Annotated in this window: 18 protein-coding genes; 4 read left to right on the forward strand and 14 right to left on the reverse strand. The window is 46.3% G+C overall.

Going from position 1 to position 20,168, the window contains the following annotated elements; genetic code table 11:
* Window positions 1–233: 233 nt before the first annotated feature.
* Together QUB52_RS09815 and glyA are read right to left on the reverse strand one after the other, a co-directional pair.
* Window positions 234–1,289 (reverse strand): glycosyltransferase family 4 protein, encoded by a 1,056-nt coding sequence (locus tag QUB52_RS09815; RefSeq protein ID WP_265234440.1) that lies wholly within the window; start codon window positions 1,287–1,289, stop codon window positions 234–236.
* Between the two features lie 451 nt (window positions 1,290–1,740).
* Complete coding sequence (gene glyA / locus QUB52_RS09820; RefSeq protein WP_332967783.1) at window positions 1,741–3,024, reverse strand: serine hydroxymethyltransferase; 1,284 nt, start codon at window positions 3,022–3,024, stop codon at window positions 1,741–1,743.
* Between the two features lie 168 nt (window positions 3,025–3,192).
* Here glyA and QUB52_RS09825 point away from each other — a divergent pair, with 168 nt between their 5' ends.
* Both QUB52_RS09825 and QUB52_RS09830 read left to right on the forward strand, forming a co-directional pair.
* Window positions 3,193–3,390 (forward strand): hypothetical protein, encoded by a 198-nt coding sequence (locus tag QUB52_RS09825; protein WP_106149203.1) that lies wholly within the window; start codon window positions 3,193–3,195, stop codon window positions 3,388–3,390.
* A gap of 199 nt (window positions 3,391–3,589) precedes the next feature.
* Window positions 3,590–4,063: a Tic20 family protein gene (locus QUB52_RS09830; RefSeq protein WP_265234442.1), complete on the forward strand. Its 474-nt coding sequence runs from the start codon at window positions 3,590–3,592 to the stop codon at window positions 4,061–4,063.
* Window positions 4,064–4,206: 143 nt separating this feature from the next.
* Here the strand turns inward: QUB52_RS09830 and QUB52_RS09835 are convergent, their stop codons facing one another.
* The 10 genes from QUB52_RS09835 to QUB52_RS09880 form a co-directional block, all read right to left on the reverse strand.
* A complete protein-coding gene (locus tag QUB52_RS09835) occupies window positions 4,207–4,983 on the reverse strand; it encodes a fumarylacetoacetate hydrolase family protein (RefSeq protein ID WP_265234443.1) in 777 nt (258 codons plus the stop codon).
* A gap of 211 nt (window positions 4,984–5,194) precedes the next feature.
* On the reverse strand, window positions 5,195–5,794 hold the full coding sequence (locus QUB52_RS09840; RefSeq protein ID WP_332973138.1) for a 5-formyltetrahydrofolate cyclo-ligase: 600 nt from the start codon (window positions 5,792–5,794) through the stop codon (window positions 5,195–5,197).
* Window positions 5,795–5,895: 101 nt separating this feature from the next.
* Entirely contained in the window at window positions 5,896–6,093 is a 198-nt protein-coding gene (locus QUB52_RS09845) for a hypothetical protein (protein ID WP_265234445.1), read from the reverse strand.
* An 84-nt stretch (window positions 6,094–6,177) separates the two neighbouring features.
* A complete protein-coding gene (locus tag QUB52_RS09850) occupies window positions 6,178–7,002 on the reverse strand; it encodes a peptidoglycan-binding protein (protein ID WP_265234446.1) in 825 nt (274 codons plus the stop codon).
* 73 nt (window positions 7,003–7,075) lie between these two features.
* Window positions 7,076–7,621, reverse strand: a complete 546-nt coding sequence (locus tag QUB52_RS09855; RefSeq protein ID WP_332967790.1) for a hypothetical protein — start codon at window positions 7,619–7,621, stop codon at window positions 7,076–7,078.
* Window positions 7,618–8,112 (reverse strand): DUF4365 domain-containing protein, encoded by a 495-nt coding sequence (locus tag QUB52_RS09860; RefSeq protein WP_332967791.1) that lies wholly within the window; start codon window positions 8,110–8,112, stop codon window positions 7,618–7,620. The genes QUB52_RS09855 and QUB52_RS09860 overlap by 4 nt, the downstream gene beginning before the upstream one ends.
* Window positions 8,113–8,326: 214 nt before the next feature.
* Window positions 8,327–9,271 (reverse strand): GDP-L-fucose synthase family protein, encoded by a 945-nt coding sequence (locus QUB52_RS09865; protein WP_265234448.1) that lies wholly within the window; start codon window positions 9,269–9,271, stop codon window positions 8,327–8,329.
* Between the two features lie 553 nt (window positions 9,272–9,824).
* On the reverse strand, window positions 9,825–10,856 hold the full coding sequence (gmd, locus tag QUB52_RS09870; RefSeq protein ID WP_265234449.1) for a GDP-mannose 4,6-dehydratase: 1,032 nt from the start codon (window positions 10,854–10,856) through the stop codon (window positions 9,825–9,827).
* A gap of 224 nt (window positions 10,857–11,080) precedes the next feature.
* A complete protein-coding gene (locus QUB52_RS09875; RefSeq protein WP_265234450.1) occupies window positions 11,081–11,812 on the reverse strand; it encodes a sugar transferase in 732 nt (243 codons plus the stop codon).
* A gap of 252 nt (window positions 11,813–12,064) precedes the next feature.
* Window positions 12,065–13,228: a glycosyltransferase gene (locus QUB52_RS09880; RefSeq protein WP_332973139.1), complete on the reverse strand. Its 1,164-nt coding sequence runs from the start codon at window positions 13,226–13,228 to the stop codon at window positions 12,065–12,067.
* Between the two features lie 299 nt (window positions 13,229–13,527).
* On the opposite strand from QUB52_RS09880, the gene QUB52_RS09885 reads away from it, so the two are divergent.
* A complete protein-coding gene (locus tag QUB52_RS09885; RefSeq protein ID WP_265234452.1) occupies window positions 13,528–15,639 on the forward strand; it encodes an iron uptake porin in 2,112 nt (703 codons plus the stop codon).
* A 593-nt stretch (window positions 15,640–16,232) separates the two neighbouring features.
* Here the strand turns inward: QUB52_RS09885 and QUB52_RS09890 are convergent.
* Window positions 16,233–18,020: an Rqc2 family fibronectin-binding protein gene (locus QUB52_RS09890; RefSeq protein WP_332973140.1), complete on the reverse strand. Its 1,788-nt coding sequence runs from the start codon at window positions 18,018–18,020 to the stop codon at window positions 16,233–16,235.
* 308 nt (window positions 18,021–18,328) lie between these two features.
* Here QUB52_RS09890 and QUB52_RS09895 point away from each other — a divergent pair, with 308 nt between their 5' ends.
* Complete coding sequence (locus tag QUB52_RS09895) at window positions 18,329–18,916, forward strand: hypothetical protein (protein ID WP_332973141.1); 588 nt, start codon at window positions 18,329–18,331, stop codon at window positions 18,914–18,916.
* A gap of 11 nt (window positions 18,917–18,927) precedes the next feature.
* On the opposite strand, the gene QUB52_RS09900 is transcribed toward QUB52_RS09895, so the two are convergent.
* On the reverse strand, window positions 18,928–20,055 hold the full coding sequence (locus QUB52_RS09900) for a tetratricopeptide repeat protein (protein ID WP_265234455.1): 1,128 nt from the start codon (window positions 20,053–20,055) through the stop codon (window positions 18,928–18,930).
* Window positions 20,056–20,168: the final 113 nt, after the last annotated feature.

Raw genomic sequence — 20,168 nt, forward strand, 5'->3', positions numbered from 1 at the left:
TAGGGCATTGGGCATTGGGCATTGGGCATTGGGCATTGGGCGAAGCGAAGCGGAGGGATTGGGCATTGGTAATTGCTAATTGTTAATTGTTAATTGCTAATTGCTAATTGGTAATTGGTAATTGCTAATTGCTAATTGCTAATTGGTGGTAAATGATAACTGTCAACTGTCAACCATCAACCATCAACTGTCAACTGTCAACTGTCAACTGTCCACTGTCAACTGTCAACTGACTATCGAGCGTGTCTCCAAACTTTCCAGCTAGCGTATCCCAGCAAACTTGTCGCACCCATCGCGTAAATGATGCCGCTTGGAACCGAAAAAGCTAGGGCTAAACTCCCTACCCACAGTGTCAGCGAGTAAATAAATAAAACCGCAAATTTATGGGATAGTCCGGCTTCTAGAAGTCGGTGGTGGAGGTGGCGCTTGTCAGCAATAAATGGTGATTTGCCGTTGCGGAGTCGATCGAGAATCACGGCTGACATATCTAAAATCGGTACAGCTAAAATTAAATATGGCAGCAACACAGAGGTAATAGCCGTAGTTTTAACTAACCCAATTACTCCCACTCCCGCGAGAGTGAAACCGATAAAATAAGCGCCGCCATCTCCCATAAAGATTTGAGCCGGATTGAAGTTGTAGCGCAGAAATCCCAAAGTGCCGCCTGCTAAAGCCGCTGCAATTAGGGCTGCTGCGGGTTGGTGCATTGACAGACTGACTATCAGCATCACAACTGCTGCAATGCCTGAAACTCCGGCTGCTAAACCGTCCAAACCGTCAATCCAGTTGATGGCGTTGGCCATACCGACGAGCCAAATTACGGTAATTGGCAAGCTCAGCCAGCCAAGATCTGTCAGTCCCAAGGATGGAACTGTGAGAAACTCAATTTGTACGCCCGCGTACCAAGCGATGCTGGATACGCCAATTTGCATGAGCAAGCGTTTGATGGCTGAGAGCGAAAATAAATCGTCTGCTAAACCGATGAGGAAGAATCCGACGCCGCCGAGGGTGACTCCCCAGATTTCGTATTCGTCTTTGCGATCGAGAATTTGTCCGCTAGCATCGATGAAGCCTCCTGAGAGCCAGACAAATAACAGAGCAGTCAGAGTGCCCATAAAGATGGACACTCCTCCCAAGCGCACCATCGGGCGCTTATGGACTTTTCGCTCGCCTGGCCGATCGACTCGCCCGCTTTTGAGACCAATTTTTTTGACTATTGGTGTACTGTAGAGGACGACGATCGCAGAAACCAGAAAAGCAACTACGTGGTACAGATACTGATACGGCATCTGAAATCAATTTTAAATAATAGTGCGGGGCAATTAGGCTGTCAGGCAGAGTCTACTACATTTCAGATGGCTTATCACAAGGAAACATCTTTAAAGTGCGACTGGGGGGTTTGGGAGCCGGAAATTTGTTGGAGTGGAAGTTGCCCGATCGCCAAAAAGTGAGATTTTTCACTTAGTAACTCTCAAATTAAGACCCTTGGGGATCTATGCTGTGATCGCGAGACTGTCGATCGACACATCGATCCGAGTGGATTTATCCCTGGAAGGGGGCGGGTAGATCGATATCTTTGGCTACCGACAAATATCTCGGGTAAAACCCGCCCCACGCGATCGATATATGTACGTTAAAACAGGGGGCGATCGCGAATGGCAACTCTCAATCTTTTCCGGCTCTTTTACCCTTTTACCCGTACACTTCCAACTACCAATTTCTCATTGCCAATCAGGAAAATTAAGCTAATGCCGGCACTTTCAAGAACAAGTGCGGATATAACGGGAAGCGATCGCAAAGTGCAGCTACTCGCCGCAGACAATCGGCGGCGACGCTTTCATCATCTGGATTCAGGAGTCGATCGGCAATAATATTACCAATTTCGGTAAATTCAGTAGTTCCCATGCCCCTGGTTGTCATCGCTGGCGAACCGAGTCTCAAACCGCTGGTGACAAAAGGCGATGCCGGATCGAAAGGCACGGTATTTTTATTAGCAGTAATATTCACACCGCTAACTAATTGGTCGGCTCGCTTGCCTGTCATGTTTGCCGATTGCAAATCTACTAGCATTAAGTGATTGTCCGTGCCGCCGGAAACGAGTTTTAAACCCCGCTGCTGCAACTGTGCAGCTAAAGCCCGCGCATTTTCTATTACTTGACCGGAATAAGTTTTAAATTCGGGTTTTAATGCTTCGCCGAAAGCTACTGCTTTGCCCGCAATAACGTGTTCTAAGGGGCCGCCTTGAGTGCCGGGAAACACTGCTTTGTCAAACTTTTTGCCAAGTTCGGGGTCATTAGTCATAATCAATCCGCCACGGGGGCCTCGCAGGGTTTTGTGAGTGGTGGTGGTGACTGCGTGACAGTGGTCAAGGGGGCTTGGGTGGTGGCCTGTGGCGACTAACCCGGCGATGTGGGCGATGTCGGCGAGCAGGTAGGCTCCGATTTCGTCGGCGATCGCTCTAAACTTTTCAAAGTCGATAATTCGCGAATATGCTGAATAGCCGCAAATCAGCAATTTCGGTCGGTTTTGTTTCGCCAGTGCCAAAATTTCGTCGTAGTCAAGCTGTTCTGTTTCTTTGTTAACGCCGTAGTGAAAAGCTTTGAACCATTTGCCGGATACGTTGACGGGCGAACCGTGGGTCAAGTGTCCGCCGTGGGACAAATCCATGCCCATAATTCCGTCCCCAGGCTCTAGCAAGCTCAAAAACACTGCAAAGTTCGCTTGAGCGCCGGAGTGGGGCTGGACGTTGGCGTGGGCTGCTCCAAAGAGCTGTTTGGCGCGATCGATCGCGATTTGCTCGATGCCGTCAATAAATTCGCAGCCGCCGTAGTAGCGTTTGGCTGGCAGTCCTTCAGCGTATTTATTGGTCAGCACTGAGCCTTGAGCTGCCATTACGGCTGCGGAGGTGAAGTTTTCGCTGGCGATCAGTTCTAGGTGGTCTCGCTGCCGCTGGAGTTCTTGCCCGATTAAATCGGCAATCTGCGGGTCGGTTTTGGAAAGGAATTCAAAGTTAGTGTCGGTCACAATAATCAACCTCTTGACAATTTTGGGATTGCGAATTGGGGATCTTTTACCCTACTACGGATTTCGCACGATTGATCCAAATATTACATTGTGTTCAGCTTAAGCCGTTTGTCCCAAGTTCCTGACATACAATGAAATTACTGGTATGAAACCTGCCGGAGGTATCAAATGTTAGTTATTCTAATGGAAAATCAGATGCTTGCCCCTCAGTGTGTTTGCCAAGGTTGTGTGCTCGCCGATCGCACGGGCCAACCGCGCTGGAGTGGTGGAGAGCTTCGCTGCGGGCATCCAGTTGCTAAACCTACGGAAAATTTGCCCGATCGATACGAGTGTCTAATGGGCTTCGTCATTGCCAATATCAAATAATCATGGGGCATGGGGCATCGGGCATCGGGCATCGGGCATCGGGCATGGTGACTATTGAACCCGACTCGATCTAAGTACCCCTGAATCTACTAGGCTCTGAGTGTGGGTAAATTCCGGGCGAGTCGGAACTGAGCCTGCTGCGTTATCCTGAGTTTAACGGGAATTGATAGTTAAATCGATCGACTCAGGAGAGTTCATTATGACTTGGCGCGGATCTACGACTGTTCCAGACCGGATTTTTGCTTGTTTGCCTTACTTGCTGCCGCTGATTGACGGGCTTGCCTTTGGCAGGTTTCTGTTTACACAGTTTCCTATCCTGCAACTGTTGTTGATACCGCTATCTCCATTGATGCAAATTTATAGTTTGCCCTTTGCTAGCTTGGTTATTTTCTTTGCCCTGTATTTAGGAGTAGTTAGAAACGAAAACATCAGTCACTTCATTCGTTTTAATGCGATGCAGGCGATTCTTTTAGACATTGTTTTGATGCTGTGCGGTTTGGTTTTGCCAATTTTCTCAAAAGGCTTGCAAGTCGCATTTATTGCAGAAACTCTGTATAACATGGTGTTTTTGGGCGTTTTGGCTGCATTTTTCTATGCAGTCATTCAGTCGGCGTTGGGACGCTATGCAGAGATTCCTCCGCTTTCGGATGCTGTTTATATGCAGGTACGTTAGTCAGTTGACAGTTGACAGTTGACAGTTGACAGTTGGCAGTTGACAGTTGGCAGTTGACAGTTGACGGTTGGCAGTTGTTAGTTGGTTATTATTTGTTGGTTCTAATGCCCAATGCCCAATGCCCAATAACTAATAACCAATAACTAATAACCAATAACTACGGTATTTTCCAGACTGCCAATACCTTCTATCTCAATGCGGACTCGATCGCCTATTTGTAGCGGCCCTACCCCTTGCGGCGTTCCTGTCAGTATCACATCGCCGGGAATTAGAGTCATGATTTGACTGATGTAGGAGACGAGAAAGTCTGGGGAAAATACCATGCGATCGATCTGGGATGACTGTACAGGTCGATCGCTCTCATTGACAAAAGTCTGCAACTGTGCAGCGGGACTCAGTTCGCGGACAATCCAAGGCCCCAAGGGACAAAATGTATCGAACCCTTTCGCCCTCGCCCACTGGTTGTCACGCTTTTGCAAATCTCTGGCTGTCACGTCGTTGGCGATGGTATAGCCCCAAATCTTGCCGTGTGCTTGTTCGGGAGTGCAGTTGCTACAATATTCGCCAATTACCAAGGCCAATTCTCCTTCGTAGTCTACCCTTTCCGACTGCTGCGGATAGCGAATCGCTCCACCTGCGGGGATGATAGCGCTGGGAGGCTTAAAAAACAGCAGGGGTTCTTCGGGTACTGGAGTACCCATTTCGGCCGCGTGATCGGCATAATTTTTGCCGACGGCTACAATTTTTGAGGGAGAGCACGGGGCGAGAATTTGGTAAGTATCTGGTTGGAGTTCCAAATCTGTTGGTTGTCCTTTTAACCACGGAGGTGCATCAAATACTTGAACGCTGTGGCTTAGTTGCAGCAAACCGTAATGGATGTGTCCTTGTGTTGTTTTAACTCGAACGTATCGGTGGGCCATAGGATTTTAGATTTTAGATTTTAGATTTTGGATTAAATAGGACTTTCAGTAGGATAGATAGGATTGATGCACGGGTGCCCAAAAACCGGGTTTTTTAACCAAAGTATTTGCTTAAAACCCTCAATCTCGGTTAAAAAACCCGGTTTCTTTGTGGGCGAGTGCGTTAGTCATAATACATATAAACATGGATCTAGGGATAATTGCTGAAAATTTATTGCTCGATCGACCTTCTGGATTTTTGCTGTATCATTTCTAACCCGCTTTCGGTGCAAATTCCGTGCAGCGGTTTGTCCCAGGAGTCTGCTGGTAGCTGGGCTAGCAAGGCAAATTCAAAGATTGTGGCGATCGTAATTTTTGATTCCCACTCAGGTAAACTCAGCATTCGATCGTAATAGCCGCCGCCATAGCCCAAGCGATAGCCGCGAACATCGCAACCAACGGCGGGTACGAGGATTAAATCTACTTCTGAGTGGTCGATTTTAGGAGCATCCGGCAGCGGTTCTAGTATGCCATAAGCTCCAGTATGTAAAGCATCTCCGGGCTGCCAAACGTGCCAGGATAAGTATGAGCCGACACAGCGGGGAAATCCCCATTTGCGGGGAGTTACAAATAGGGGACTTAAATCTGGTTCTTGGCGAAAGCTAAAGTAGGCAAGGATTGTTTTTGCTTGGGTAAATAGGGGCGAGTTGTGCAGGTGGTTGCAAAGGCGATCGCTCTTTTCTCTCCATTGTTGGGCTGATAGGGATTTGCGGGTGTTGAGGAGCGATCGTCTTAATTCGATTTTAGTTAATAAAGGTTTAGGAGTATTCATCTTTCATATTAAATCAGTTTAAATGGACGCAAAAAAGTAGGGAAACGGCTAAAAAAAATAGACACGGCTTCCCAAGGCCGATCGCCCTAATTATTCTTCACTCAAACTATGTCCGAGGCTAAAAGCCTCCCATCAACTCGCTCATATTCATCTTCCAGTAACCACGAGTGAGCCTCATCATAACTTGAGCTTAAAAACAGCAGTTTATAATTCAGCGATGGTTCGTAAATACCACACTTACTATTTTTGCCACCCACTAACATCAGAATCCGAGGCGGGAAAACAATCGCATCTACCACAACTCGATAAATTCCCAATTATTGACTTGTTCGCCGAGGTTTTGTGCGGATAACATCGCTTTTATCATAACAGCTAAAAGATATCTAAGCACTTTTCTCGATTAAATCCGCTTCAGCATCCCGCCGTCTATTCATCCCTTTTTCAATGCTCGTTCCCAGCCAAATTCGTTTCATTTTGCGAATTTGTTCAGCAATTTTATTCACATTCTTTTTCGTGACCAAATCACGAACTACACGCATTTCTAGGCGACGGTTTCCCTGCATACTCGTGCCGCGATTGAACACCAAACTTACCAATCCTCCTTGAACATCTGCGGGCAATTGTTCAAAACCGGGAAATGCTTCTTTTGTCAGATTGTAAAATTTCGGCACTGTGACAATATTAAAAACTTCCCAAGCTAATTCCCAGGGAATAATGATGTCTCTAACACTAGCTAAACGTTCTTTTGCTGCATCCTCTGTCAACCCGCAGCAGTTACTCAAACGTTTTTGGTCAGCATCCGCTAATTTATTCCAATCTTGATTAAAAACTTCTACACTGTTGTAACCTAGATCGTAGCCGATGCCGATCGTAATTCCCGATGCTCCTTCCGGCCAAGTTGGACGCTGCAAAAGGCTTTCGTAGTATTCCCGCCCGCCGCCGACCTCGAATTCTAAGATTAGGTCGATCGCCCTGTATGATAAAAGTGACGAGCCCAAAAGTTCCCCAGGGAACAACGCAGCGAGGGTTTTGGGGCCCGCGATTCCGTCTGCCAAAATTTTTTGATTGGTTTGAAACTGTTTGAGGGATGCTTCAGTTTTCGGCCCAAACTTACCATCTGCACTTCCTGGATTCAACCCTAACTCCAGCAAGCGTTTTTGAAGTTTCACAACATCGGAACCCGATGCACCTAATTTTAAAGTTTGCATAACCTGTTTTCCTGTAATGCGATCGGCACAATAATTTTTGCTTTATATTGTACCACAACCAGGATTTCCCAAACTATTGGATTAATTCAGCCTCAGTCAGCAGAGCAAAATCGCGCGGATTGTTTAGCACGAAACAGTCATTTTCTTTAATTAAATCACCAAAACACGTTACGGGCGATCGCGCTTCATAAGCCTTGAGGGCCAACTGATAATCAGATCCGCTCAATTCCAGATGAATTTTTCTCAGCTTCCCCACCACAAATCCCATTAATGTAATTTTGCAGTTTGCCGATTCTTCCCCGTGTACTTTATTAATCCATCCCGAAATTACAACATTAGGTAAAGAAGTGATTAAATCGCTGAGAATATCTAACTGAGAACGATTTTCTACTATTTCTAGCGTCTTAAAAGCTTCAGCAATAAGCTGAGGGGCATCAAATTCTTGTCTCACAGGCTGCTTGATTTCAAAAATCTGACCGACATCATTCTTTTTGTGCCAAATCCAAGTATTCTCATAAACTAAAGCAACTTTTTGCCAGCCATTTTTCTCTAAGTGTTCTGCTAACACATTTGGATCTATAGTTTGGAAAATTTCCTTGTCTTTGACAGTTACTTTCACGGTAAACCTCCTTGACTAAGACGCTGCATAATAGACTTGAGAGCCTCTACTGTGAACTGATTAGAGCGGGATAACTCAACTGTTACATTCGCTGTATTGAGTCTTTCTGGCAGCCCCCGCAGCGACACCCAGTAGGTGCAATACCTCATGCACATTTCGTCTTCAGACTGCTGCAACCAGTTTTCTAAATTTTCCGGCACTAAAACTACCACTAACAGGCGCGGAACCTGGGAATTGACGATCAAATCCCTGTAATTTTTTATCCTCACCGGATATCGGATGAACTGTCCGTCGAGTACATCTCTTGAGGTACATTTTAATTGTAAGTTAAGCTCAGGGGAAAAAACTACTCCCTCACCGCCTCTTGCCACAATCTTCAAATCAATGCTGTCATCATCTACCTCTGGCTGACTGACAGAGAAACCTGCCACGGCTGCAACGGCACGCACATAAGCTTTGCTAAAAAGTTCTTTCTGCTGGTTCAGTTCCATTACAAAATAAACATATGCGAAAATAATATATTTTACAATAAAGGTGTTCTACAAGTAATTATTGTAGGAGAACTCTCCCCAAAAGGCGATCGATTGGTATAAATTCTTATTCTTAGTCTGCGGAGGCAAACATCGTTTGTATGGTCTCAGTTTAAGCCGCCGAATCTCATTCAATAAAGCCCCGATTTATTCAATAAACCGGGGCTTTATTAACTCAAACTGCGTGTTTGCGATACCAATCAATCGTATTTTTCAACCCTTCCTTAAAGCCCATTTCAGCCACAAAACCAAACCTTTCCTTAGCCCTTTCGGTATCCAAACAGCGGCGTGGCTGACCGTTCGGTTTGTCTGTTTCCCAAACTATTTCTCCCTCATATCCCATCAATTCGCAAATTGTTTCCACTAAATCGCGAATTTTAACTTCACTATTAGTTCCCAAATTAACCGGGTCAGATTCATTGTAAGATTGAGCCGCCATCACAATCCCGCGCGCGGCATCTGTGGAATACAAAAACTCGCGGCTGGGGCTGCCGTCGCCCCAAACTGGCAATGTTTTGTCTCCCCTTTCTTGGGCTTCGTAGACTTTGCGAATTAATGCGGGGATGACGTGGGAACTTTTCGGGTCAAAGTTATCTTCCGGGCCGTATAAATTTACTGGTAGCAAGTAGATACCGTTGAATCCGTACTGCTGGCGGTAGGATTGCAGTTGCACTAATAAGGCTTTCTTTGCTATTCCGTAAGGTGCGTTGGTTACTTCTGGATATCCGTTCCAAAGGTTGTCTTCTTTGAAGGGAACTGGGGTTAAGTTTGGATAGGCGCAAATTGTACCGACGCAGACGAATTTTTCGACTCCTGCTTCGTAGGCTGCGTGGATTAGTTGCGCGCCCATCATTAAATTGTCATAAAATAGTTCTGCTGGTTTAATTAGGTTTAAACCGATGCCGCCGACGTGGGCTGCTAAGTGTATGATGATGTCTTGTTTGTCGGCGGCGCGCTTGCAGTTTTCCATAACGCGGAGGTCGCAGTCGATCGATCGCGTTACTGCAATTTTATCAGCATCGGCTCCTGCTTTGACTAACTGGTCGATTACTTGACGGCCGAGAAAACCCGCGCCGCCTGTGACTAGAATGCGCTTGCTGCTTAAATCCAAGCTTGTCATAATTTTATCCTGGTGATTGATTTTCAATAAAGGTCGATCGACAATTTCCATTCTCAAATTGTTGACTGTAGCTAAAAAAGCTTTCAGCTACAGGATGCGCGTGTCAACAAATCCGTTTTAGCTGCTGTAGATAAGCACAATACACCCCGTCCGAACCCAAAAATTAGACTTATGTGCCGCGAGTTCTCAGCGATCATTTTAATGTTTTTATTAGCTCGCAGATCCGAAAATTTTCCTAGCAATTAAGCTGATTCTTTGAATGCCCAAGCTAATAGCTGCAACAATCTTATTATCAGTTATGAACAATTTGTAGAGGAAATCCCGGTGTACCCCTTTCGCGGCGAATCGGGGCAGACACGGGGCACTACCCTACAAATTGTTAGCAGTGACCCCGCCCGGAAAAGGATACAAGCCCCTGACAGGAGTCGGGGAGTGTCAAAAATTTTAGACCCTAGTTCAAGCTTTCAGATTCATCTGTGGAGTAAATCTAAAATCTAACATCTAACATCTAACATCTAACATCTAAAATCGACTGACCGCTGAGTTTTGCGACTTAATCAAATCCGTTACCAGAACCTCGTTCCTGCTTTTCTAGAGCTTTAATGTCAGCATCTACCATTAAATGTACTAACTCCTGAAAAGTTACAGAAGGTTCCCAATTCAACTGCTTGCGGGCCTTGGTCGAATCGCCAATCAACAGTTCGACTTCTGCCGGACGCAGGTAGCGTTCGTCAAACTCCACATATTTTTGCCAATCTAAATTGACATAAGTGAAGGCCAAATCGAGAAATTCTTTAATGGAATGAGTCTCATTTGTAGCAATGACAAAATCGTCAGGCTTATCTTGTTGCAGAATTAGCCACATCGCCCGCACGTAGTCTTTAGCATAACCCCAGTCTCGCTTGGAATCGAGATTGCCCAAATAAAGTTTTTTCTGTTTGCCGGCGACAATTCTGGCAACAGCGCGAGTAATTTTGCGGGTGACAAAAGTTTCGCCCCGGCGCGGAGATTCGTGATTGAACAAGATGCCGTTGGAGGCAAAAAGTCCGTAGGATTCGCGATAATTTACTGTTTGCCAGTGACCGTAAACTTTGGCGCAAGCATAAGGACTTCTGGGATAAAAAGGAGTTGTTTCCTTCTGCGGAACTTCCTGCACCAAACCAAACATTTCTGAAGAACCTGCTTGATAAAACCGCACTTCTATGCCTGTGCGATTCTGGTAGTCCCGTATTGCTTCTAACAAACGTAATACTCCCATCCCTACGGCATCAACCGTATATTCCGGCGAGTCAAAACTAACTCGAACGTGAGATTGAGCACCTAAGTTATAAACTTCTACAGGCTGAACTTGTTCCAATATTCGGCGGAGAGTCGTGCCGTCGGTTAAGTCGCCGTAGTGCAGAAACAGCCGTGCACCCTCGCTGTGAGGATCGACATAGATGTGGTCAATGCGATCGGTATTGAAACTAGAACTGCGCCGGATAATCCCGTGAACTTCATATCCTTGTTCTAGCAGTAATTCGCTCAAGTAGGAGCCGTCTTGACCTGTAATACCTGTTATTAGCGCTCGCTTGCGTTGCGTCATCTGAATTTTCCTTTGACAGGCTGTGTTAATTCGCTTCGGACGTTTCGGACAGAGTTTTTTGTTTGCCGATCGTATGCTCAAGCTCTACCTTAACTCACAATTCTTCGATCGGCATCAAGGAAGTGTTTAGTTTTAGCAAAGAGTTTGTAGCTTGCTGTCAGTAGTCAGCATCAGTGGTCAGTAACAAAACAAACTAACTACCGATTGCTGACTGCGGACAATAATTAATATGCGCCGTTATTTTTAGGAAAAATCACAACTCCTATTGTTTTGAAAACAATCCACATATCCATCCAAAGGTTTTTGTCATTGGCGTAATAGAGGTCGATCTGGACTCGCTGGGGATAGGGAATGTCGTTGCGACCGGAAACTTGCCATAGGCCTGTAATTCCAGGTCTAATGGTGAGAATTTTGTTGATGTGACGGCCGTATCTCGGCAGTTCTTCTTCAACTAAAGGTCTCGGCCCGACGACGCTCATATCTCCTTTTAAAACATTCCAAAACTGGGGAAATTCGTCTAAACTGGTCATTCGTAAAAATCTTCCAATCCAGGTAATTCGAGGGTCTTGTTTCAGTTTGAAATTGTCCTCAAACTCTTGACGCAAATGCGGAGAATTTTTCATGATTTCCAGCAATATGTCATCCGCATTTTCCACCATCGTTCTGAATTTAAGGCAATAAAACATTTTACGGTTTTTGCCTACTCGTTCCTGTACGTAAAAGATAGGCCCGGACGAGCTTAAGGCGATTGAGAGAGCCAAAAGCAGGTAAACCGGAGCAAACAGGATCAGAACCGATAAGGAAAAGAGGATATCAAATAACCGCTTGAAAATTTCTCCGTCGAGTCTCTGTAGAGAACGACTTATGCGTCTATCTCCGTCGAGGACAGACCCAAAACCGCGTCTCGCGATCGCTCGAATTACCTTGCCGGAGATTAGTTGGCTGTCGGCAGTCATCTTACTCCTTCACTTCACACCACACACAGTCATGATCATAAAGCCTCAAGACGCTTTGTTCTCTGAATTATGTTTCAAATACTCAATTTTCTGAATTCAGAAGAAGGAAGAAGGAAGAAGGAAGAAGGAAGAAGGAAGAAGGAAGAATGGACAAGGTACTTATGTAGAGCGGTTTTGAGGGCTTCGGAAGCAATTGCAGAATATTTTCCAGGTCTCCGAGTCTGCCAGTGTCCCACTCGGACTCTGCCACTCTCAAGTCCCCGACTTGGAAAAATCGCCGGATTTAAATTCCTGATAGCACTGTTCGACAAAAGCCAGATAGCGCTGCTCAAAGACTTCGGGGGCAAACTTTTCGGCGTGCAACCGTGCCATTTCCGGCTGAAATTTTCCTTGCAACTGCTCAAATTCCTCGACGGCTTCGACTATCGCTGCTGCGCTTTGGGATGGAAAAAATAAACCAGTCCCTGTTTCTGGGTGTTGGCGAATGTCGAGCACTGTCTCCAAAGCGCCGCCTGCTGCATAGGCTATTACGGGTGTGCCGCCAGCTTGAGCTTCTACTAAAGCGATGCCAAAATCTTCACAAGCTGCATAGACAAAGGCTTTTGCTTCTGCCATGTACTTTTCCACTACGGATGCAGGCTGCCAGCCGAGTAGTTGCACGTTGGGTTTGGCGATTTGCCGAATCATTTCTAATTCTGGGCCGGTGCCGATAACAATGAGAGTATGCCCTAGTTGATTGAATGCTTGGACGATCGCACTTACGTTTTTGTAGCTTACCAAGCGGCACACTGTCACATAAAAGTCTTGTTTTTGCCGCATCAAGGAAAATCGCTCGATATTGACCGGCGGATAAATTACCTCGGCCCGTCGCCGATAACACCGCCAAATTCGGCGCGCCGTATGTTGGGAGTTGGCGATGAAATAATCGACGCGGTTGGCGGAAATTACATCCCACTGCCGCAGTCGGTGTAACAAATATCGCGTCAGGATGCCCGGAATGCCCCGTCCGGCTTTGCTGCTGCGTAAATAGTCAAAAGTTAAGTCCCAAGCGTAGCGCATGGGTGTGTGGCAATAGCAGACGTGCAGTTGCTGCGGACTGCTGAGGATGCCTTTGGCGACGGCGTGGGATGATGAGAGAATGATGTCGTATTCTCGCAGATCTAGTTGTTCGATCGCGATCGGCAGAAATGGCAAATATTTTTGCACGCCGCTGCGGGCCTTGGGAAAATGCTGCAAAAATGTTGTGCCAATCTGTCTTTGGAAAAGATAGCTTTCGGGATTGGCCGATTCAAAGTCAATCAGGGCATAGATATCAGCGTCTATGTATTTGAGGATTTCCTGCACTACGAGTTCTGAACCGCCGGTAGCTGAGGGTGTCAACCATTCGTGAACTAGGGCGTATTTGAGTTTTTTCACTTTTGTGTAGTCGATCGAACGATTTATTTGCGCCAATGCTGTCAATATTAGTCCTACTGAGCAATCACTTACGAACGATGGAACCACCAACCGGGTTTCTACGTAAGTATCTAGCTCCAGCTAAGGATTTTGGGAATCAACGGGGTTTTTCCGAAATCAAGGGCAGCCAAACCGCAATCTCCGGTAAAAATCCGCCCAATTGTTGACAAAAAATGCTATTAGACGGAATACTGTAGGGGATTTGCGATCGACTGAATTTTCGGAAAGGGCGATCGAATTAACGTGGTGTGAGGAAAAAAATGTCAAAATTTTTGTGGAAAGGACTTTTAGTCAGTCCCGCTGTATTAGCAGCAAGTTTACTCGTATCTTCGACAGCCCTAGCAGCAGAGCAACCCGTAGAAGTTGCCACAGCTCAAGCAAATCAATTGCAATTAGCAGGTGCTGCAACCGAAGCTACAAAGCCTGAAACAGCAACAATGACGGCTGAGCTAGCATCATTAACTAGCAACTTGACTGTTGAGACTATTGAAACAGAAATTGTTCCAGCCAAGGTAGCCCCAGTTACCGAACAAGCCGCGTCACCAGAAAACAATACAGTAGCAGCAGCAGAGTTAAGCGAAACCCAACCCGCAGTCGCGCCCGCAAACTCAAGCGCAACTCAACCTGTCGCAGAACAAATCCCCGCAGTCGCGCCCGCAAACTCAAGCGCAACCCAACCTGTCGCAGAACAAATCCCCGCAGTCGCGCCTGCAAACTCAAGCGCAACCCAACCTGTCGCCACACCGACTAATCTCAGCGCCGAAAAACCGGCCGCACAACCAGAGCAGATTTCCCAATCAACCGCTCCAATTGCCCAGCCTCCAGCGCCGTCAAATGTTCTAGAACAAATCAACCAATACAGCGCCGAAGGCGGCAGCGAAGATGCAGTCGGCCAAGTAACCTCAGTCTCGCAACTTTCCGACGTTCGACCCACCGATTGGGCATTCCAAGCTTTGCAGTCCCTAGTAGAGCGCTACGGGTGTATAGCTGGTTATCCTGACGGCACTTTCCGCGGCAACCGGGCGATGACTCGCTACGAATTTGCAGCCGGTTTGAATGCGTGTTTAGATAAAGTTACCGAACTGATCAAAGCCGGTACAACAAATCTGGCAACCAAAGAAGATTTGGCTTCTCTGCAAAAGCTCCAAGAAGAATTTGCAGCGGAATTGGCAACTTTACGCGGCCGCGTCGATGCTTTGGAAGCACGCACGTCTGAATTAGAAGCAAATCAGTTTTCGACTACAACTAAACTTAACGGCGAAGTAGTATTTGCTTTGACAGGTATCGCCGGCGGAGATGATGCTAACGGCCGCGAAGCTGATAAAACCACAGCTTTTGGCAGCAGGGTTCGTCTGAACTTTGACACGAGTTTCTCAGGCCAAGACTTGCTGAGAACTCGACTGCAAGTTTTAAATTTGGGTTCGTTTTCTACTAATAATACCAAAACCGCTGAAGGAGAATTGCGGTTTAATGCCGGGCCTTTCGGCGAGGCTAGCAATACTGTAGCTTTAGATGCGCTGCTTTACCAATTCCCCCTAGGTAAAAGCACTACTGTAATTCTAGAAGCCAACGCCGGCGCTGCTGACGATTTTACTAACACTGTCAACCCTTACTTTGACGGAGATGGTGGCAGCGGCGCTCTTTCTAACTTCGGTACTCGCAACCCGATTTACTATTTGACTGGCGGTTCTGGTATCGCTCTGCGGCATCAGTTTGGGGAAAAACTTGAGCTGAGTTTGGGATATTTGGCCGGCAACGCTGCGAGCCCGACGCGGGGTAACGGTTTGTTCAACGGTTCCTATGGTGCTTTGGCTCAGTTGACTTTCAAACCGACAAGCACTATGGCTTTAGGTCTAACTTACGTTAATTCCTACAACTTTGTTACCGGTACCGGCAGCAATGCTTCTAACTTCCCGGCGCGTCTCGGTTCCTTCGGAATCGACAGCGACAGCAATCTGCCAGTTTCTAGCAATTCCTACGGCGCGCAGGCTTCGTTGAAACTGGGTCGCCGAATTGCTCTTGGCGGTTGGGCTGGTTACACCAACCAGCGCATTTTATCCAATTTGGGTTCTGTGCAGCGGGGAGACCAAAAAATCTGGAACTGGGCTGTTACTTTGGCTTTTCCTGATTTGTTGAAAGAAGGAAATGTGGCGGGGATTCTGGTAGGTATGGAACCGAGGGTAACGAGTTCTACTAATAATACTTTGCCGGAAGATAAGGATACTTCGCTGCACATTGAAGGGTTCTATCAGTTTAAGTTGAGTGACAATATTTCGATTACTCCTGGTGTGATTTGGCTGACTGCTCCTGACCACAATAAGAATAATTCTGATTTGGTGATTGGGGTGGTGAGAACTACGTTTACTTTCTAGGAGTTGTATGTGTAGGGTGCGCAATGCGCACCGAAAAAGTCAACCTGTGCGCAGTGCACACCCTACAAAATACCAAATTTCAAGCGTTTTACGGACTTCAAACCAAGCTTAACAAACACGCCAGACTTTCTCTGGCAGTGCGCGCCTTACCGCTATAAGTCAATACGATTCAGTTAACGACGTTTATGATTGCGAGCTGGCGCGGGCGTTGCAATCGTAGTATCTGTACGCAGATTGATTTCAAGATAGTTTGCGAACAAAAGCAATTAAAGTCTATTTTGTTTAAACAGAAACGACCAGCTTTAGTAAAAGCTGGTCTGCACAAATAGTTAAATCCGTTGTTTGTTGTTCTCACAGTGTTTTTATCACAGTGAGGAAACCCAAATTGCACGTTTCTTTGCAGCGGGTTCTAAGAAACATATCATCTGTCTTAAGTGGTACTTTTGCAATAAAATTTATTTTTTTGTAATAAAACTTTACATTAGAAGCTGATTTTTGGGTTTGTAGTGAGGACTTCAGTCCTCGGATGTTGATGAGGACTGAAGTCCTCACTACGAACCTATTTTAGTCGGGTTGTTCGATCGCACATCATATCATGCCGGGGCTTGCTGCGGTCTACCCCAGACAATCCGCTCTTGCTTGTACACAACCATACCAGGCTTCGCACCCTTCGGCTTGTAGACATATTTCGGTTCGGTATAAACCACGGGGACTTGTTCGCTGTGGCGGGCGCGACTGTAGTATGCAGTCATGTCAGCCGCAAATTGTAAATCGGTTTCTTCAGCAACTGTACCGGGTGTCAGACGCAGCAAGGCGTGACTTCCGGGAATCTCTAGGGTGTGAAACCACAAGTCGTAGTCGTTGGCTGTGCGAAAGGTGAGTTGGTCGTTTTGGCGGTTGTTGCGCCCGATTAATAATTCAAAGCCGCTGGGGGTTTGGTAGCGGTGAAATTCGATCGCAGCATTTTTGTCACTGCCACGGTAATCTGATACAACTAGATATTTTTGCTGGATCAGTTCTTCACGGATTTCGGCGAGGGTTTGCAAATCTTGGGTGTTGCGGTAGGTTTCCAATACCGAAAGTGCAGCTTCGACTTGTTCTAAATAGTCGATTTCTTCTTGTACGGCGGCTAACAAAGGTTCTACTGCAATGCGGGCTCTTTTCAGTTTTTGGTGCTTTTTGTAGATTGCTTGAGCGTTTTGAACTGCGTTTTTTTCCACGTTTAACGGAATGATTACTGGTTTTTCAGTTTCAAAGTCTGGGAGGGAAATTGATTTCATTCCGGGTTCCCAATGCTGCAAGTTTGCCATCAGCAAGTCGGCTTGGGATTTGTGGGTGTCTGCGCCTGCGGATTGCTGCAATCGTTGTTTAAATGTGTTGGCTTTGAGGCGCAGTTTTGCGAGGACGTTGTTGAGTTTTTGGGTAAGCTGATGTCGCAGTTGGGCGAATACTTGTTGGTTGATTTCACCGGTGTAGTAACTGTTGAGTATTTCTTGGACGGAACAGTTCGGCAGCGGATTTTGTGGGGGATGTAACGGATTGGGGGAGTTAGATTCGTTTTCGGGATTTGTCTCTTTTTCGTCTGGTGTTGGCCAGTCGATGACGCTGTAGCCTTCGGGGGTAAAACTTGCGTGAAATTTGGAGTTTTCTAGACATTGCAGCCAGTATAGCCAGCGCTGGAATAGTTGCTGCCATTCCTGGGGATTGAGGCTGTCGGTGGATTGTTCGGGGTCGAGATTTGCCGATCGAATCATGGACACAACTAAGACCTTACTCAACCCTCGGTAATTCTTCAACAGATTGGTCTTTAATTGCCCAGGAACCAGGCTAATTCGTTCTTGCCAGCGATCGAGAGATTCGCTCAAACTCGGCACTGCATCGGTCAAAGACGGGGGCAATTCGTAGGGTTGCCCGGTTTGGATGGGGCGGACGCTGGACTGTTTGGCGCTGACTTGGTGGGCGCAGGTGACAACCAGATTATCTTCGGCGGTGAGGATGACATTGCTGTATTTGCCCATGATTTCGGCGTAGAGATGCCAGAGGGCTGGTTCGCCCGGACGTTTGGCGAATTGCAAGTCGATGACTCTTTCCCAAGGGGAGACGGGGGCGATGGAAACTAAGGCTAAACCGCTGAGTTGGTGGCGCAGTTGTTCGCTGAAGGTGAAGGTGTCGGGAATTCGGGGCGGGGAGTCGCCGACGCAGATGCGGGCTGCTGTTGGATGGGATGAAATGTCTATCCAGCCGCGTTGATTCATGGTGCGGAGGGCTAGGGACACTGTAAATCGATCGCGCTGGTAGACTTGTTCTAAGCGCGCTGGCAGCCATTTGGCTCGCAGTTCGCTGCAAGTGGCGGTTAAAGTTGTAAAGTCTACGGGTTGCACGGTGGCCTCTTTTGCGATCGATCGAAGTATGTATTTCTATACTGACAGATATTGGTCGTATTTAACCAATATTATCAAAGTTTTGAAACCCGATTTGAAAAGATGTATCAGAGGCAGGCATCTTGCCTACCCACAATCAATCTCTCTCTTTCTTGTGGAACAGGCCAGAAAGCCTGTTGCCTATTAGAGGCAGGCATCTTGCCTACCCCACAATCACTCTCTCTTCTCTCTTCTTGTGGAACAGGCCAGAAAGCCTGTTCCCAAATATCTTCGATCGACCATAGTAAATTTCTGTTATTATTAGTTAAATGGAAAACATATCAATTCTAGAACAAGCCGCTAAATCGAATACTAAACCATCTACCGCCACCGTAGTCGCATCCCTTCTAGAAGCTGAGAAAAACGCGAAAAAAAATAAAATTCGCTATTCTTTCGAGCAGTTAACCGGCAATTGGCGCTTGTGCTTTATCACCGGCACGAAAAAGAGTAGACAAAAAGCGGGAATTGTGTTAGGCGCGGGACGTTACATCCCTGAATGGGTGGCGAAAATTCAAATTGCTTACTCAGCCGAACCTGTTGCTGAAGGCGAAATGCCTAGTGAAATGGGCAAAGTGGAGAATTCGGTGCTCGTAGGTGCGATCGAGCTAACTCTTTCCGGGCCGACTAAGTTTTTGGTTAATCAGAATATTTTAGCTTTTGATTTTACCAGAATTACGGTGAAATTGTTGGGTAAAACCCTGTATCAAGGATTTATTCGCGGTGGTGAATCGCGGGAGGCAGAATTTTTTAGTTTAAGTGTGGGGAAGCAGGCTTTTTTTGCATATTTTCTGGTAGAAAGTGGGATAATTGCTGCGAGGGGAAGGGGCGGCGGATTGGCTTTGTGGGGGAGAGTTTAAGCTGTGACTCATCAACTGGTTTTGTTGGCGGCTTTGATCCTCTCCAAAATTGTAGCTTCCAGGGTGCGATCGCCTATTTGTCGCGCGATCGCCAAAGCTTGGTTGTAGTATTTCAAAGCCTCTTGCGGCTGAGAAATGCTGTCGTAGGTTGCACCGATATTCGTCAAAGTAGTAGCTTCCTCTCTGTGATCGCCCACTTCCCGCACAATCGGTAAAGCTTGGTTATAATATTTCAAAGCCTCTTGTGGTTGAGAAATGCTGCTGTAGACTGCACCAATATTAGTCAAAGTAGCAGCTTCCCCAGAGCGATTGCCCTCTTCCCGCGAAATTACCAAAGCTTGGTTATAATATTTCAAGGCTTCTTGTGGTTGAGAAATACTGTTGTAGACTATACCAATATTAGTCAAAGCAGTAAATTCCCCAGAGCGATTGGCCTCTTCCCGCGAAATTACCAAAGCTTGATTATAATATTTCAAGGCTTCTTGTGGTTGAGAAATACTGTTGTAGACTATACCAATATTAGTCAAAGCAGTAAATTCCCTTAAGCGATCGCCCACTTTCCGCGTAATTACCAAAGCTCGGTTATAATATTTCAAGGCTTCTTGTGGTTGAGAAATACTGTTGTAGACTATACCGATATTACCCAAAGTAGCAGCTTCTCCAAAGCGATCGCCCACTTCCCGCCAAATTGGTAAAGCTTGGTTATAATATTTCAAGGCTTCTTGCGGCTGAGAAATGCTGTTGTAGACTAAACCGATATTAGCTAAAGTAGCAGCTTCTCCAAAGCGATCGCCCACTTCTAGTGCAATCGGCAAAGCTTGGTTCAAGTATTTTAATGCCTCTTGTGGTTGAGAAATGCTGTTGTAGTTAAAACCAATGCCAATCAGTGCTAAGACTTCAAGTTTTCTAATTTTAATTTTTTGCGAAATGACTATAACTTGCTGCCATGTTTCGATCGCCTGTTTGTGTTTTCCTTGCTGTCCCTGTTGCGTTGCTTGCTCTATAAGTCTCTGGAATTCTTGACTCTGTGTACTTGGGCTTTGTGCCCAACTAGGTTGCACCATCAGCGGCACAGTCAGAGGACTCAAACACGCACCCAAAACCAAAACACTGCTGATAATTCGTTTCATATTATTCATAATTCACTAGCGACAGCGACAGGTTTCAACCTATCGCCGTCGTTATAAACAACCAATTCGCCTAATGACTACTGACTAATGAATAACGCAATACAGTTCAGATAAGAGATTAT

Origin of the sequence: Microcoleus sp. A6-C6, from assembly GCF_036705955.1 — a bacterium.
GTDB lineage: Bacteria > Cyanobacteriota > Cyanobacteriia > Cyanobacteriales > Microcoleaceae > Microcoleus.